Raw genomic sequence first — 15639 nt, 5'->3', positions numbered from 1 at the left:
TCCAGAGCAGTTTCCATTTCAGTGTTGGAGTGAACGGGTTTTAACGTCTTGGCGTAGCGTCTACATAGAGATTAAGACCTAGGGCTCAATTATTTAGGATATCTATTGCCTATGAGTTTTGAAGATTCGTTAGAGCAACTTAAACGACAGTTTTTACATGCACTGCCGGATAAAAAGAAACAAATCATTACTTTGTGGATTTCATTGCGTAAAAATTGGGACGCACACATGCTGTCTGCCGTGTACCGAGAGGTGCATAACTTAAAAGGGTCAAGCGAGACCTTTGGGTTGTCAGATACCAAACACATAGTCGATAAACTGGAGTTGCTGCTTAAGGGGCTGCTCAATGCGCCAGCCCCCGAACTGCCTACTATCAAAGGCTTAGATACTCTCTTCCACCAGTTGTTACAAAACAATATGCGCGGCCAACCGTCGGCGCCGGTAGTAGAGGCGCAAATGCAGCAAAGCCCCTATAAACCATCAAAGGCGCGCCATGAGCACCATATTGCCATCATAGAAGACGATGGTAATGTCGGCGCTATGATCACAAAGCAGCTGCGAGAGTTCGGTTTTAGTGTGCAGCATTTTTTGAATTTCACGAGCTTTCTGGTAGTGCAAAATAAAACGCCCTTCGATCTGATTTTATTAGATTTAATTCTACCCGATTGGACTGAAGAGGCCTTGTTCGAAGCCGCCACTGAGTTTGAGAAGAACAATACCCGAGTGTTTGTTTTATCCTCGCGGGGAGATTTTGACATGCGGCTATTGGCCATTCGCGCCAACGTCAGCGAATATTTTGTTAAACCTGCGGAAACCACTTTATTGGTGCGCAAAATCCATCAATCTCTCAAGATGTCAGAGAAACAGCCGCTTAAGGTGTTACTGGTGGATGATCAACAATCTATGGTGGATTATTTTTCAAGCTTGTTACGCAGCCATGGTTTGATGGTAAAAGGGTTATCCAGTGCCGAGCAAGTCTTGCCTGCCCTTGAGCAATTTGAGCCTGATTTGTTTATCTTCGATTTGTACATGCCCGAAGTGAACGGGCTTGAGCTGGCAAAGATGATCCGTCAATTGGACAAATACACCTCGAGCCCAATTCTCGTGTTGAGCTCTGATGATACGATGCAGAATAAAGTCAGCATCATACAAGCGGGATCAGACGACTTAATTTCAAAGCAAACCGCGCCGAGTTTATTCGTCGCGCAGGTGATTTCCCGTGCTCAGCGGGGTCATGATATTCGCAGTTCGGCTAGTCGCGACAGCTTAACTGGGCTGCTAAATCATACCCAAATTCTGGTGGCTGCGAGACGCTGTTTTAACGTAGCGAAACGGATTAACTCTCAAGTTTGTATCGCTATGTTCGATTTAGATCACTTCAAAAAGGTCAACGATACTTATGGTCATTCCGGTGGTGATAAGGTGTTGTTGGCATTTGCCCATCTGTTACAACAATCCTTACGTCAAACTGACTTTACCGGCCGCTACGGTGGTGAAGAATTTATGTTAGTGCTGCCAGATATGCAAAAACCACTGGCGATTGCCAAGTTGAATGCGATCCGTGAAAGCTTTAGCCATATCGTATTTGTTGAAGATGGCGTCGAATTTAAGGTGACGCTCAGCGGCGGTTTAGCCTTTTCGGATCAATGTGAGGAATTTCAAGATTGCCTGTTACTGGCAGATAAAAACCTTTACGAAGCTAAGCGTTTAGGTAGAAATCAGCTCGTGGTTTCTACGACTGACTAACCCTAAACAGAATGAGCCACTGCAGCGCACAAATCAGTTCGGCGTAATGCTCTTCCTGCGAGACTCACGCTCTATTCGTTACTTTTTAATCCCACTCAGCGTGGGCGGTCACAGTGAGCTTAAATGGTTAATGAGCTTGCTCGGCATCTGCGATAACTCCACCACATAATCTACTACACGGCACTTTATTGCTTCTCGTGGCATGCCAAATACCACACAACTTTGTTCATCTTGGGCAAATGTAGTGACGCCTTTTTGGTGTAGCGCCACCATGCCTTCGGCGCCATCTTTGCCCATACCGGTTAAAATCATCGCGCTGATATTGGGCGCGGCACATTGGGCCAAGGCCGTAAACATCACATCGACCGAAGGTCTGTGGCCACTGACCTTTTCATCTTGGGTTAATTTGACTTTATAACTACCACCCACTTTGATGATCTCAAGGTGATGATCCCCTGGTGCAACATAGGCATAACTAGGTAAGAGTCGTTCCCCATGCTCAGCTTCTTTGACAGTGATCCGTGACTGTCGATTTAAACGTTCAGCAAAAGTGCGGGTAAACCCCGCTGGCATATGTTGGGTGATCACTATCGGCGGCATAGCCGCGGGTAAATGTTGTAATACATAAAGAATGGCTTCAGTACCGCCAGTAGATGCGCCTATCGCGACTAAATGCTGAGTCAGGGTTGTATTGGCCAATACTGGTCGCTTACTTGAAACAGGGCGTACTGGCTCAACAAATTTCTGCGGCTTGATGATTTTGGCTTTCGCGGCAGATTTGATCTTATCTAAAATCAAATCCTGATAATCATGGATACCTTGGGGCGAGTCTAATTTCGGTTTAGGGATAAAATCCACCGCGCCTAAGGCCAAGGCATTAAAGGTCGCATCCGCGCCCTGCTCGGTTAACGATGAAATCATCACTACCGCAGTGGGTCTGGCTTTCATCAAGCGGTCCAAAAATGTTAAACCATCTACTTTAGGCATTTCGATGTCTAAGGTAATCACATCGGGGCGAAATTGATTCACCAGATCCTTGGCCTCGTAGGCATCAGCAGCGAGCCCAACCAGAGACAGTTCAGAGTCTGCCTCAATCATTTTACCGAGCAAGCTGCGCATCAGCGCAGAATCGTCAACAACTAACACTTTGATCGTCATAACTTAATCACCAAATAGTTCAACGTCGCCGCCCGAAGGTAAATTACGAACCCGTAAACGGTACTCACTTTCCCTGTCAAGAATTGTGCTGTTATGCATGGATTTAATTTTGCGGACTTTCACTTTTCCCGAATGGGGAAAAAAATACACTTTGCGCGGATACACATCGAGTAAATCGGCAGCAACGATAGGGATATTTTCAAGATTGAGGTATTCAATCACAAACTCAGCATTACGCTCACCAATGTTGTGCACAGTAAAACTGCGTAACATATTGCCGCCCCCAAACACCTTAGCTTCGAGTGAGTTGCGCTGTGCGCCAAGCTTGAGCAAGTCGTTGATTAACAACTCCATGGCATACACGCCGTAACGGGCAGAATCGGCGAGCACCCCAGTACAATTGCTATTGTCACTTGGCAATAAAAAGTGATTCATTCCGCCAATTTTGAGCTTAGGATCATACAAGCACACTGAGACGCAGGAGCCTAACACTGTCACTATCATGGTATCTTCACGGGTTGCAAAATACTCACCGGGTAATATTTTTACCGCATCGCAACCAAAATGATGATCGTGATAGCGATTCGGCTCTGCAATGGCATATTCGATATTAGGTTTTAGCACTCATGAGCCCCTTCACTGGCCGATAGGTTGTTTGACCAACGGCAGTGATGATTTGCGGGAACATATTAAAATTTTCCGAATGTCCCGCAATATAAAGCCCATCCTCGCTAAGGGAGTTCATCATGTGTTTTAATATGACTTCCTGCGTTTCTTTATCGAAATAAATCATTACATTACGGCAAAAAATCACATCGATTGGCGTTTTTAGCGGCCAAAAAGAATCGAGTAAATTAATGCGGGTAAACTTGAGCATCTGCTTTAATTCGGGCACAACGCGCACATTGCCCAACTGTGAACCCCTTCCACGGTGAAAAAACCGTTTCTTGCGAATATCGCTGACAGTATCGATACGCTCTAAAGGATAAATGCCCATTTCAGCCTTTTTAAGCACGCCGCTGTCGATATCGGAAGCAATGATCTCGATAGGCGTTTTAAAACTGTTGAAATGTTCAGCGACGACAATCGCAATCGAGTAAGGTTCTTCCCCTGTGCTACTGGCCGCACACCAGATCCTGCGGGTATCTGGGTTATCGATTAAATATTGCTTTAACACTTCAAAGTGATGCGGTTCCCTGAAAAATGCCGTTTGATTAGTGGTTAACGCATTGATAAATTCTTGGTGTTCATTTTCATGGCTTAACAGATACTCAAAATAAGCCGAAAATCCGGCTAATTTCAATGTTCTGATCCGCCGCACTAAACGGCTATACACCATAGCATCCTTGCTATCAGCGAGTTTGATCCCCGCTAAGCGGTACAGCGTCGTCCTCGCGGTATTAAAGTGCACCGAGGTATAGGCAAACTCTCGTTCCAATGGTTTGTTTTCACTCAATTAAAATTCTTCCCATTCATCTTGATCTTGCTTAATGGGCTTCATCGCATTGGTTTTAGGTTTCTCTGTCACTCTGGCTCTTGCCATAGGTTGAAGCTGCTGTTTGATGGGCTTCATCGCCTTCGCTTTGGGCGCCGCTAATCTCGCGTTGCTGCGTCTTGGGGCTTCATCTTCGTCTTCCACGCGAAAACTGGCGACACTGTCTGAGAGTTGCTGCGCTTGGGATTGCATGCTTTCAGCTGCGGCGGCCGCTTCTTCAACCAATGCTGCATTCTGCTGTGTCATTTCATCCATTTGCACCACAGCTTTGCTGATCTCATCAATACCGATTGCCTGCTCATTAGACGCTGAGGCGATTTCCGCCATGATGTCGTTCACCCGTTTAATGGCGATGACGATTTCCTTCATGGTATCGCCGGACTTACCGACAAGGCTGTTGCCACTCTCGATTTTAGACACCGAATCCGAAATCAATGCCTTGATATCTTTAGCGGCATTGGCCGAGCGTTGGGCTAAACTGCGCACTTCTGATGCGACTACAGCAAAGCCACGGCCTTGCTCACCCGCCCGCGCAGCTTCAACGGCGGCATTAAGCGCTAAGATATTGGTTTGGAAAGCAATACCATCGATAACACCAATAATGTCGGCAATCTTACGCGCCGATTCATTAATCGATGCCATGGTCTGGACAACTTGCTGAATAAGCTCACCACCGTCCACAGCGACTTCAGCCGCTTTAGAGGCTAAGGCATTGGCTTGACTGGCATTATCCGCATTGAGTTTCACTGTACCTGTGAGTTCCTCCATGCTGGCCGAGGTTTGCTCTAGGCTCGAAGCTTGTTCTTCGGTGCGGCTGGATAAATCAGCGTTGCCTTGAGCTATTTCTGCCGAAGCGGTATTGATGGTATCCGCGGCTCGTTGAATATCTTGGATCATGAAGGATAACTTTTCAGCAGTTTGATTTGAGTAATTTTTCAAATCATCAAAGGTGCCTTCATAGTCGTTATAAATGCGAGTGGTCAAATCGCCATCGGCCAGCGCCATCAGCACCCGCGCCACATCTTGCAATCCACGTTCCGAGGTTTCAATTAACGAATTTAAATTGTTCGCCAGCATTAAAAAGAAACCTTGCTTGCCATCTGTTTCCGCCCTTAGGGAGAAATCACCCGCCGCTGCGGCTGTGACTATGCGGGAAATTTCCTGCTCGGTTTGGACTTCAATGGTGCGATCGAGCCATTCAACCACAGTGCCTAAGCGCTCACCTTCTTTAGACACTATGGGGCTGGCGGTTAAGCGAAAATGGCAACTCGCGACCTTAATAAGCGATTCATATTTACGGTCTAATTTATCGAGTAAACTTGCTTGGTGGGCAGGATTGCGGTGGAAGATATCCATAGAGCTGCCGAGGATTTTATCCACGGAAAAATGCGGTAAGGCTTGTCTGATCTCACTTTCAGAATGGCGCAACATAGTTTCGACCGAGCGATTCATATAAATGATCGTACGGTTAGCATCGGCTATCATGACATTGGTACTGGTATTATTGAGCGCTTCGAGGATGCGCTGGGTTGCTCGCTCGGCTTCGATACTTTCGGTGCGATCTATCCACTCAACACCTGTACCTAAATGTTTATTTTCAGCCGTGATAATCGGCGTCAGAATCAACCTAAAGGTACGTTTGCCTATGGTGATTTGCGCGGTATGGGATTGGGTTAGGCGTTCTAATAAATTGCGCTGATGTGCAGGATTTTTATGGAAAATGTCGATATTACTGCCGATCAGTTTGGCAACCGAGAACTGAGGTAACTCTTTACGAATATCGTCCTCTGCCTCTTGCAGTAAACGGACGACGGCTTTATTCGCATAAATAATATTGCGCTGACTGTCAGCGATCATAAAGCTGTTGCCACTGTTATCAAGTAGCTGAAAATAGCGCTGACGCTCTTCATCCCTTTGCTCCCGCGCCTCATCATTGCCAAAAAAATTGAAGATACTCATTATTGTTACTCCTGATCAGTCAGACTATTTGCATCAATTAGACCCAGCTCATCACTGCTGATCAGAGCCTGAATATTTACTAAAATGATCATCTTATCCTCGACCGTGGCTAAGCCTTTGAGGTAGCGGCTATCGAATGCCACCCCAAATTCTGGGGCGGGTAAGATTTCCTCCGCCGACAGCTTAATCACATCGGAGACGGCATCGACCACTATGCCGACTATACGTTCAAACACATTGAGCATAATAACGATAGTGAACTCGTTATAAGTGGCGGTTCCAACAGCAAATTTCATCCGCAAATCCACTATGGGCACTATGTCGCCGCGCAAATTAATCACGCCTTTTATAAAGCTGGGGGCGTTGGCGATTTTAGTGACCGACTCATAACCGCGAATTTCTTTGACGGACATAATATCGAGGGCATAGTGCTCTTCGCCTAACATAAAGCTTAAAAACTCCACCTCATCATGGGCGTTGTATTCCACTTTGGCGGTCATAGTTGATCGACTCTCCATGGCTATTTCCTTAATTTTTAATGTGCAGAGCGAGCGATTCGACATCGAGGATCAACGCGACGCTGCCATCGCCCATGATGGTGGCGCCGGAAACACCGGGGATCCTGCGATAATGTTTTTCAAGACTTTTAATCACCACTTGCTGCTGGCCAACTAAGGCATCAACGCACAGGCCAAAGCGCTTGTGGTTGCTTTCGAGCAATACGACTATGCCCTCTTCTGGGCAGCGGGCATTGGGCTCAATTTCCATCAGCTGATAAAGATTGAGCAGAGGTAAGTACTCTTCACGTACTTTTAAGAGTCTTTCTTTGGCGAGAAATTTAAGTTGTTCCGTTTGCGGCTGAATAGATTCTATGATGTGCACTAAGGGCAGAATGTAGATCTGATTTCCCACAGAAACCGTCATACCATCGACAATGGCGAGCGTGAGTGGCAACTGGATTTCAAAGGTTGAGCCTTGGCCCTCAGTGGATTCAATATCAATGCGTCCACCTAAGGCTTCAATATTACGGCGCACCACATCCATACCGACACCGCGGCCTGACACATCTGTGACTTCCTCCGCAGTTGAAAATCCTGCGGCAAAAATCAATTGCCAAATTTGCTTGTCGCTACTGTTATCTGCCACTTGCAAACCATTTTCCCGCGCCTTTTGAATAATGCGTTCACGATTTAAGCCTGCGCCGTTATCGCGCACAGCGATAACGATATTGCCGCCCCTTTGACTGGCTTTAAGGGATAACACACCTACTTCGGATTTACCCGCTGCGAGCCGTTTTTCAGGTTTTTCGATACCGTGATCTAAACTATTGCGCACTAAGTGAGTCAGCGGATCGACGAGCTTTTCAATCATGCCCTTGTCTATTTCTGTGTTGCCACCTTCAATCACGAGATTGACGTTTTTACCCAGTTGCTCAGAAAGATCCCTCACCAAACGGTTAAAACGGTTAAACACAAAAGATACCGGCAGCATACGCACCGACATCACAGCTTCTTGCATCTCACGGGTATTACGTTCCAATTCATTGAGTGCGGTCTTGAGTCGCTCGCCTAAATCGCCCGTCATTTCATTGCCGATAAGCGTTAGCATGGACTGAGTGATCACCAGCTCGCCCGCGAGATTAACCAGGGTATCTATTTTGGAGGTTTCGACCCTTAAGGTGGCATCCTGAGCCGACACGGCTGGTTTTTTTGTCGCTGTTTTCACCTCTGTGGTATTGGGCTTTGGGGCAACGGATGAGTTTGATGTTGCGTTTGAACTCAGTATTGCAGGCGAGCTTGCTTTCACAGAAGGACTCGTGGGCACGGTTGAATCAGGTGCGGCGGGCTCAGTCGCTTTGGCTTTAAATAAGATGTTTTTGGATTGGCTACTTCCAGTTTCCTTGGCTTGATGTGCTCGAGTGGTCGCTGGCTTATAAACCTTCTGCACTAGCGGTTTCGAACTTAATAACTCGATTTCATTGGCGAAGGATTCTGGCGTTAATGCTTCAAAGAAACCAAAGCCTAACTCATCATCGTCAATTGTCACATCACACAGATCAGCATTACACTCTTTATTATTTGCCACACTGTCAGCGCTGATGTCTTCCGCTTGATAAGCCTCATCAAAAAATCCAAAGTCTTCACCTTCGATGGCAATATCACGTGCTATTTCATCTTCAAAAAATCCAAAACCCAGATCTTCTGCCTCCACTGGTTCGGTGGGTGTTGCATTTATGATGGGAGTGCTAGCGGCGTCTGTACCATTACGTATCGCAACTGATGAACTAAAAGGCTCACCATTTAACGCCGCAACCAACTGACTTTTACTGTATTCGACCTCCTGCCAATCAATCTGCTCTTCTTCGCGGTACAAGCTCAAGATATGGGATAACGTGTCCACAGTACTCAGCAGTAAATCGATAATAGATGACGTTAATTGGAAGTTACCCTTACGCGTTTTATCCAGCAGGTTTTCCATCACATGGGTGACACTGGTTAATGCGGTAAAACCAAAAATACCACTGCCGCCTTTTATAGAATGTGCAGCACGGAAAATGGTGTTCAGTTCTTCAGGATCGGGAGAAGCAAGGTCCAATGCCAATAGCAATTGTTCCATATTTTCAAGATGTTCATGACTTTCTTCAAAAAAGACCTGATGGAACTCGGCCATATTGATGGACATAGCGCACCCCGTTGCAGTTAACCCAGCACTTTAGCCGTAATAGCCAACAACTTTTGAGGATCAAAGGGTTTTACCATCCATCCCGTCGCACCCGCGGCTTTCCCTTGGGCTTTCATGTCATCGCCCGCTTCCGTGGTGAGCATAATGATCGGCGTACGCATAAATGCCGACATAGCACGTAAGGATTTAATTAAGGTCAGCCCATCCATTCGAGGCATGTTTTGGTCTGTCAGAATGAAGTCAAATCTCTGCCCATTACAGATATCGAGTGCTTCTCGACCATCTTTGGCCAGTACCACTTGATAATTAGCCGATTTAAGGGTCGCTTCGACCATTTGTCGAATCGCTGCGGAATCATCAACAATTAATATTCTTTTACTCATGCACTATTCCATTATGACTTTAGTTATATTCCCTGGCGGTACTAATTCGTAGGTCTTAGATAATGTTTTCACCAGTAAGAGACCGCGCCCAGACAACTGAGGAATGTCCGCCATCAAATTTTCATCACCCTCAAAGCCTTTGCCACTGTCAGCCACGCTAATATGTAATTCATCCTGCGATGAACGCCAGATGATGCTCACTTTTACCCAATCATTTTCCGTGAGCCTATCTGTAAAACTGTCCCTAATACTATGGTACAGTTCGAAGCCTTCTGGATCATTTTTTAGTCGAGAATCTAATTTTAGTACACCATGATCAATAGCGTTGCTAAATAACTCGGCGACAACAGTAAAAACCCGTTGACAGAAATTAGTCGCAAATCCCAATATGCTGAGAAACTGATTCAATGAACTTAAATAATCAGCGCTGAGTAGCATAGGCCCTGTAATACTGACATCCCAGCAGAACTCACCATCCATAATGGCTTTAATACGACTAACATCACGATCTTGATGCCAAGTGTTTAATCGTTCAAAATCTAAGGTACAAATAGTGATGTCATCGGCAATATTTTCAGCAGAACAGTACTCATGCATATTGCTCTCTAAATATTTAACTAGACCACCTGACAAATGAATAAATAGATCTTTTAATTTATCAATGCCAAATGGATTGCCGTCATGGGTATATTGCTCAATTAAACCATCACTAAAAAGGCAAGCATGCCCATGGGATGGTAAATCAACCGTAACAATATCTGCTATAAAAGTATGCGGAGGTAAAATACCAAGGGCCATATTTGTCGATTTAAATTTATCGATGGATTGATTACTGACTGAACGAGAAAGGTCAGTTTCTTTAATATTGTGGTTTGTTAAACAGTCAATTCCCCCCGTTTGAATATACACGGGTGGCATACCACCATTCCAAATGTGTAATTTATTACGATTAAAATCGGCTTCTAAAATAATACATGCAACAAATCTGTCTTCAGGGTTTTCTCGGTGGAGCTTAGCATTCAGTTCATAAATAAACGTAACTAAAGAAAATCCCTTTGAAACCATGGCCCTAAATGTACTGGCAACACGCATGATGGGCATGGCTGCACTCAGGCCATGACCCGTTGAATCGGCAAGAATTAAGAAGAAATTGCCATTAGGCGCTATGCCATTGAGGATAATATCACCGCTAAAATTGGCACTGGCTTGGCAATAAGTATGTACAAAATCAAAGTCAGTATTATCAATATTGACCAAGTGCTCAAATAAATGCCGGGCCATGTGTTCTTCTCGGGCCTTTTCATAAAGCATTTTTTCAAGTTCAATTCTTTGATGCTCTACTTTATGCTGAAGTTGCACCCGGGTAAGTAAACATTCAACCTTGTACCAAAATATTTCAACATTTATCGGTTTAACAACAAAATCCAAAACCCCCATTCTAAAACAGGCTAACACGGATTGATTTTCTTTTGTCTCGCTCATGACGATAACAGGTGTTTCTTTTTTATCCTTATTCAACTTGTCCAGTAACGCCAGTGCGGTACCATCCTTTAACCAATAGTTAATCAGAATTAAATCAACCGTATTTTGCGTTATTTCAAATAAACCTTCTTCTAGATCACTACAGACAATGACGTTGTAACCTTTGCTATGAATAAAGTCACTGATCCTTTGACTCGCAATAGCGTCATCATCGATAACTAAAATAAAATGTTCCGGCTGAGTAAGCGATACCATAATGAGTGTTACTCTATGATGTAGATTTTCTGCATATTGGCAATACTAAGAATTTCATTCGCCTGACCATGTGCACCTTTTACAGACGTAGAAATATGTAACTCCTGCGCCTTACGATGCAGCAATACCATCATGCCTAAAGCAGAACTATCGAGGTAAAGCACTCGACTAAAATCTAAAATAATATGGTTAACCTCTGGATGCGTTAAAATATCTTGATAATCACTGGTGAATTTCTTGTGGTAATAAAAGTCAAAGCGCTCTGGTAATGAAATAACTTTAATATTTGACATTGTGTTATCCCTAATTAAAAGAGTTCAATTTCACCACAGGTAATTTGATCCCTTGAAACGGGATTATGAGTCTCCTGACGTCGGCGACTCATTTGTATTGTGATGTCATCCCCCTTAATGCCAAACTCCTGTTGTGACATAGTGGTGACGTGATTGAGCGATTCTTTTAAATGGTTTAGGGACTGATTTGTGTAAATCAGGCTTTGGGAAGTAATATCACTGAACTGCAATCCCCGAATAGTATCCGAGATGGCTTGTTCTAGTTCATGTGCCGATGAATCGATACGTTCAATCACTTGAGAATCCTTCTCTGCTTTAACGATAATCTGCCTTAGTGCAGTATCTATATCCTTTTTTGCATCAATAATATAAGTCATATCTTGAGCGGCGACTTTACTCACGTGTACGGTTAATTGCTCAATCTGAATTTGAATTGATTTAAGCTGTTTTTGTATGCTTTCACTAAAACCTGCGCTACGAGTGGATAAAGCGCGCACTTCATCTGCCACAACGGCAAAGCCTCTACCCGCATCACCCGCCCGCGCCGCTTCAATTGCCGCATTTAAAGCGAGCAAATTAGTCTGGGACGAGATTTGATCTATGTCTTGCAAGGCTTTCATTGCTTGAGGCATAGACTCGTAGATGAGATTCACTTTTTCCAACAATTCCATAGTTGATGCCGACATTTCTATGGTGGATTGAATAAAGCGCTCTAAGGTCATTGAGGTATTATTGGCAAATTGCTTCATTTGATCTGAATGGAATAACTCCGCATCATCAGTACTCTTAACGAGATCTGAAATAAATCCTGTCTGCTCCGTCATTAACCGCCCTAAACCATCGAATGACTCACCGAGCAAATTGACTGCGTCACCTTGCACCGCTAGCACACTGTCAATGTTAGCCTCGCAGCCGTTAAGCGTCGTGATTGACTCTTGATACAGACTGACATGGGCTTGCCAGTCCGCGGCAAGTTGGTTGTTGAAGGACTTATCATCATGCTGTTGAACTGACTGCATTTGCTTATGCTGATAAAATTGCCACAGCAACATAATCAACACAGAAATAACCGGACCGATAACCCACAATGTCATCAAACTCAGCGAATATCCAACGCCTGCCGCGAGCACCGCAACGACCCCATCCTTGTATGTCATATGGACTTCACAATAATTGTACAGTGATTAAAAAGTAGTTTCATATTGGGTGATTTTCAAACACGAAAGTGAAATTATTCACATTGTTACGTGTCGCAATGCGGAAAATGCAGTTATCGCGATATAAATCCTCAGCATTGAGCGCTAATTCTCAGTAAATTGCCGTAAATTCATGATTTGCTAATAAACTTGTCTTAATGGAACCCGAAACTTAACTGTGCAGTCCTCATACCCTAGGTTACACTGGAAGCGTCATGGATTGGGATGGGATCGCTTATGAGTCAACGTACATTAAACTCCTTATTTAAACCGACTTCCGTTGCTATTATCGGCGCTTCGAATACCGAAAAACGCGCGGGTAATGTGCTGATGAAAAACCTACTATCGAGTGGTTTTTCGGGGCCTATCATGCCAGTCACCCCTAAGTATCGGGCAGTGATGGGTGTGCTCGCCTATCCCAATATTGAAGCCTTACCCATCAAACCCGATTTAGCGGTTATTTGTACCCGCGCTTGCCGTGTGCCCGCCATCGTTGAAACCCTTGCGCAATTTGGCTGTAAGGTGGCCATTATTATGGCAGCGGGAATGGCACAGGAATTTAACGAAGATGGCGTGAGCCTGCTCGACCTTGCCATGCAAAATGCTAAGCGTTACGGGATGCGCATTCTGGGGCCAAATAGCTTAGGAATGCTATTACCCCCATTGGGATTAAACGCCAGCTTAGCACACGCCAGCGCCCTACCGGGCAAAATTGCCTTTGTGTCTCAATCTGCCGCCATTTGTACAACGGTACTCGATTGGGCCAATAACAAAGGTATTGGCTTTTCCTCCTTTATCTCCCTCGGTGATGCCACCGACATTAACTTTGACGAACTGCTCGATTACCTCGGCCGCGATAGCCGCACCAGCGCCATCATGCTTTATATCGACTCGGTGAATGAGAAGCGCCATTTCCTCTCGGCCGCTCGAGCCGCTTCACGCAATAAACCAATTCTAGTGATTAAATCGGGCCGTAGCGCCGAAGGTGCCCGCGCCGCAAAATTGCATACGGGCGGTGTTGGCGGTAACGATGCCGTGTATGAAGCGGCGTTTCGCCGTGCAGGTATGTTGCGGGTTAACGATTTAATTGAACTGTTTGCCGCGGTTGAAAGTTTAGCGCATTCCAATCCGCTGCAAGGTGAGCGCTTAGGGATTATCAGTAATGGTGGCGGTCCTGCCGTATTAGCGGTAGATGAACTCATTATGCGCGGCGGTAAACTGGCGGAGTTATCAGAAGACACCATAGCCAAATTAGAAGCCGTGTTACCGAATACTTGGTCAAGGCAAAACCCCATCGATATCATTGGTGATGCGAACGCATCACGATATGCTAAAGCTTTGACTATCTTGATGGATTCCAATGAACTTGACGCTATTTTGGTCTTGCACTCCCCTTCAGCACTCGGTGAAAGTGTTGAGATAGCTGATGCTTTGGTGAGTGTGATCCACGCGCATCCCAAAAAGAATCGCCTCAATATTTTGACGAACTGGAGCGGTGAAGACTCGGCTTATCAGGCACGAAAACGCTTCACTAAGGGCGGTATATCAACCTACCGTACACCCGAAGGTGCTGTGGGTGCCTTTATGCACATGGTTGAATACCGTCGTAACCAAAAACTGCTGCAAGAAGTGCCGCAATCGATCCCCGATAATATTCCGACAGATAGCCTCACGGCGCGCAAATTACTACAAGCGGCTCAAGCTAAAGGAAAATCGGTACTGGAAACCCATGAGGCCAGCCCTATTTTGCGTGCTTATGGGCTTAACACCATAGACACTTGGTTTGTGAAAGATGCCGATGAAGCGGTGGCCATTGCGAATGAAGCGGGCTATCCCTTAGCGTTAAAAGTGCAATCCCCTAACATCTTGCATAAGTCCGATGTGCACGGAGTAATGCTCAATTTAACCTCGGCTGAAGATATCCGCCACGCCGCGAATGCGATTACCCAGAGGGTGCATCAGGCCAATCCCGAAGCGATCATTGAAGGCATGATAGTGCAGAAAATGGCGTTGACCGCTGGCGCACAGGAAATCCGCGTGGCCGTGATAAGCGATCCCGTCTTTGGTCCGGCGATTTGCCTTGGCGAAGGTGGCTCAGAATGGGACCCCACCAATGATGCTGCCGTTGCCCTGCCTCCCCTGAATATGGCACTGGCGCGTTATATGGTGATCCAAGCGTTAAAGACCCATAAGTTAAAAGACAGACATTTACCACTGGGCCTAGACATGAATGCCCTGTGCGTGATGTTAACGCAAATATCCCATATTATTATCGATTGCCCTGAAATCGCCTCGTTAGATTTAAACCCAGTACTGGCCGCGGGTGAAAACATCACTCTGCTCGATGTGAATATCCGTTTGCATGATGCCAATGCCGACAGTTCATCGCGGATGGCCATCATGCCCTATCCGAAGGAATTAGAAGAATTCGCCGAGCTAAAAAATGGCCTTAAGGTAATGCTAAGGCCGATTTTGCCCGAAGATGAACCTAAACATTTGGCCTTCGATAATTCGCTATCCGATGAAGACAGATACAAACGCTATTTTGGGGTGCGCTCGAAAATGACCCATGAAGAAATGGCGGTATTAACTCAAATCGATTACGCCCGTGAGATGGCCTTTATCGCCACGGCGAAGGGACCCGATGGCGATGACATCACCTTAGGTGCCGTGCGTGCATCTATTGACCCTGATAATACCGAGGCCGAGTTTGCCATGGCGGTGCGTGGCGATCATCAAGGTATAGGGTTAGGCAAGTTGTTACTCGAAAAATTAATCAAATATTATCAGGCCAACGACACGCCCGTGCTCACCGGCTTTACCATGTTTGAGAATCGCAATATGGCCAGTCTTGCCAAGAGTCTCGGTTTTAAAGTGACCTTCGATATGGAGGAGCATTTGATCAAAATGCACATGGATTTAAAACCGCCCAGTGATCAATAGCACCTATCCAGACGAACAAAAACGCCGCAAATCATTGCGGCATTTTG

At 45.5% G+C, this 15639-nt stretch carries 12 protein-coding genes; 2 read left to right on the top strand and 10 right to left on the bottom strand.

Annotated elements, in window-relative coordinates:
* The first annotated feature begins 111 nt into the window (after window positions 1–111).
* Window positions 112–1746: a diguanylate cyclase gene (locus L5M49_RS19260; protein WP_028759909.1), complete on the top strand. Its 1635-nt coding sequence runs from the start codon at window positions 112–114 to the stop codon at window positions 1744–1746.
* Window positions 1747–1854: 108 nt separating this feature from the next.
* Here L5M49_RS19260 and L5M49_RS19255 read toward each other — a convergent pair whose 3' ends face one another.
* Genes L5M49_RS19255 through L5M49_RS19210 form a run of 10 tightly spaced genes read right to left on the bottom strand, consistent with a single transcriptional unit; the run spans window position 1855 to window position 12610 of the window.
* Entirely contained in the window at window positions 1855–2904 is a 1050-nt protein-coding gene (locus L5M49_RS19255) for a chemotaxis response regulator protein-glutamate methylesterase (RefSeq protein ID WP_263266668.1), read from the bottom strand.
* Window positions 2905–2907: 3 nt separating this feature from the next.
* Entirely contained in the window at window positions 2908–3528 is a 621-nt protein-coding gene (cheD, locus tag L5M49_RS19250; RefSeq protein ID WP_105252529.1) for a chemoreceptor glutamine deamidase CheD, read from the bottom strand.
* The gene (locus tag L5M49_RS19245; RefSeq protein WP_263266667.1) at window positions 3515–4360 is read right to left on the bottom strand and encodes a CheR family methyltransferase; all 846 of its coding nucleotides are present in this window, start codon (window positions 4358–4360) and stop codon (window positions 3515–3517) included. Before L5M49_RS19245 ends, cheD begins: the two co-directional genes overlap by 14 nt.
* Complete coding sequence (locus L5M49_RS19240) at window positions 4361–6358, bottom strand: methyl-accepting chemotaxis protein (protein ID WP_263266666.1); 1998 nt, start codon at window positions 6356–6358, stop codon at window positions 4361–4363.
* Window positions 6359–6363: 5 nt separating this feature from the next.
* A complete protein-coding gene (locus L5M49_RS19235; RefSeq protein ID WP_049821692.1) occupies window positions 6364–6876 on the bottom strand; it encodes a chemotaxis protein CheW in 513 nt (170 codons plus the stop codon).
* Window positions 6877–6886: 10 nt separating this feature from the next.
* Window positions 6887–9040, bottom strand: a complete 2154-nt coding sequence (locus L5M49_RS19230) for a chemotaxis protein CheA (RefSeq protein WP_263266665.1) — start codon at window positions 9038–9040, stop codon at window positions 6887–6889.
* 17 nt (window positions 9041–9057) lie between these two features.
* Window positions 9058–9423, bottom strand: coding sequence for a response regulator (locus L5M49_RS19225; protein WP_028759902.1), 366 nt, complete (start codon window positions 9421–9423; stop codon window positions 9058–9060).
* A gap of 3 nt (window positions 9424–9426) precedes the next feature.
* Window positions 9427–11160, bottom strand: coding sequence for a SpoIIE family protein phosphatase (locus L5M49_RS19220; RefSeq protein WP_263266664.1), 1734 nt, complete (start codon window positions 11158–11160; stop codon window positions 9427–9429).
* 8 nt (window positions 11161–11168) lie between these two features.
* Window positions 11169–11453 (bottom strand): STAS domain-containing protein, encoded by a 285-nt coding sequence (locus L5M49_RS19215; protein WP_219250813.1) that lies wholly within the window; start codon window positions 11451–11453, stop codon window positions 11169–11171.
* A gap of 14 nt (window positions 11454–11467) precedes the next feature.
* Window positions 11468–12610: a methyl-accepting chemotaxis protein gene (locus L5M49_RS19210; RefSeq protein WP_263266663.1), complete on the bottom strand. Its 1143-nt coding sequence runs from the start codon at window positions 12608–12610 to the stop codon at window positions 11468–11470.
* A gap of 276 nt (window positions 12611–12886) precedes the next feature.
* Between L5M49_RS19210 and L5M49_RS19205 the strand changes: the two genes are divergently transcribed.
* Window positions 12887–15592: an acetate--CoA ligase family protein gene (locus L5M49_RS19205; RefSeq protein WP_105252534.1), complete on the top strand. Its 2706-nt coding sequence runs from the start codon at window positions 12887–12889 to the stop codon at window positions 15590–15592.
* The last annotated feature ends 47 nt before the right edge of the window (window positions 15593–15639 follow it).

It is taken from the genome of Shewanella sp. SM74 (genome assembly GCF_025653725.1).
Lineage (GTDB): Bacteria > Pseudomonadota > Gammaproteobacteria > Enterobacterales > Shewanellaceae > Shewanella > Shewanella oncorhynchi.
Note: the sequence above shows the minus strand (reverse complement) of the source record. Positions and strands in the feature narration are given on the sequence as shown.